Here is a 1,674-nt window from a genome sequence, read left to right on the forward strand (position 1 = left end):
GGCTCGTCCGCGAACACCACCGCGGGCCGCCCGGCCAGCGCGGGGGCGACCGCGTCGCGCTGCTGCTGCCCGCCGGACAGCTGCGCGGGCCGGTGGCCGAGCCGCTCGGCGAGGCCGACCATGGCGACCACCCGGTCCAGCCAGCGCGGGTCCGGGCCGCGCCCGGCGATGGCCAGGGGCAGCGTGATGTTCTCCAGCGCGGTGAGGGTCGGCAGGAGGTTGAACGCCTGGAAGACGAAGCCGATCCGGTCCCGGCGCAGCCGGGTGAGCTGCCGGTCGTCGAGCGTGCCGAGCTCGGTGGTGCCGATGCGCACCGAGCCGGAGGTGGGGGTGTCGAGCCCGGCGGCGCAGTGCAGCAGGGTGGACTTGCCGCAGCCGGAGGGGCCCATGATGGCGGTGAACTCGCCCTCCCGGAAGCCGATGCTGACCCCGTCGAGGGCGGTGACGCGAGTGTCGCCGGAGCCGTGGACCTTGGTCAGGCCGGTGGTGGCTGCGGCGATGCCGGGCGCTGGGTGCAGGGCGAGGGGGTCGGGTGTCACGGGGGCTCCTCTTCGGTGCGGCGAACGGTGCGGCGAACGTGCACTTCAGAGGGTGTCGGGGGAATGTATCGGGGCCCCGGGCCGCGATGTATCGACCGGCGCTCCGGTTCGTATCAGTTCGGTGGGGTCAGTCCGGTGGCAGGCGGAGGGTGGCGACGGCGCCGCCGTCCGGGTCGTTGTCCAGGCGCAGGTCGGCGCCGAGGAGGCGGGCCTGGCCGAGGGCGATGGTGAGGCCGAGGCCGTGTCCTGTGCCGCGCTCGCGGGCGCCGGTGTGGAAGCGGCGCGGGCCGTGGAGCAGCAGGTCGGGCGGGTAGCCGGGGCCGTGGTCGCGCACGGTGACCGTCCGGCCGTCGACGCGGACGTGCACCGGGGCGGCGCCGTGGCGGTGGGCGTTGACGACGAGGTTGCCGACAATGCGCTCCAGCCGGCGCGGATCGGTCTCCACCTGGAACTCGCCGTCCGCCACGGTGACTTCGGCGTCGAGGCCGGTGCGCGTCACCGCCTCCGTGACGACGGCGCCGAGCGGGACGCGGGCGCGGACGGGCCGTTCGGCGCCCGCGTCGAGGCGGGAGATCTCCAGGAGGTCCTCGACCAGGCCGCGCAGGTCGCGCACGCGGGCGCGGAGCAGGTCCTCGGTCTCGCCGGGCGGCAGGAGGTCGACGGCGGCGAGCAGGCCGCCGACCGGGGTGCGCAGCTCGTGGGCCACGTCGGCGGTGAACTGCCGTTCGGAGCGCAGGCGTTGGCCGAGGCTGTCGGCCATGAGGTCGACCGCGGTGGCGATGTCGGCCACCTCGTCGCGGCCGCCGGCCGGACCGGTGCGGGCGTCGAGGTCCCCGGCGGTGATCCGGCCGGCGGTCTCGGAGACGCGGCGCAGCCGGCGGCCGAGCAGCCCGGCGCCGTAGATCGCGACGGGCACGGCGGCGCCGAGGGCGACCAGCGAGGCGACGGTGACGGTCGCGTCGAGGCGGCCGAGGGTGTGGAGTTCGGGGCTCATGTTGATCCGGACGGCGAGCACCGGGCTGCCCGGTCCTGCGGTGCGCTGGGCGCCCCAGACGCTCGGGCCGAGGTTGCCCGCGACGCGCCCGTCGTAGGCCGTGTGGCGCTCGCCGTCGGCCGGGTGGCGCAGCGCGGCGGG

Annotated in this window: 2 protein-coding genes; both read right to left on the reverse strand. The window is 76.5% G+C overall.

Going from position 1 to position 1,674, the window contains the following annotated elements:
- Positions 1-518, reverse strand: a 518-nt coding sequence (locus AB0O00_RS38190) for an ABC transporter ATP-binding protein (RefSeq protein ID WP_363659287.1), incomplete at its 3' end; no start/stop codon positions are given.
- 148 nt (positions 519-666) lie between these two features.
- Positions 667-1,674 (reverse strand): HAMP domain-containing sensor histidine kinase (locus AB0O00_RS38195; protein WP_363659286.1); only part of this gene is annotated, 1,008 nt, incomplete at its 5' end.

It is taken from the genome of Kitasatospora sp. NPDC093558 (assembly GCF_040683475.1).
Taxonomy (GTDB): domain Bacteria; phylum Actinomycetota; class Actinomycetes; order Streptomycetales; family Streptomycetaceae; genus Kitasatospora.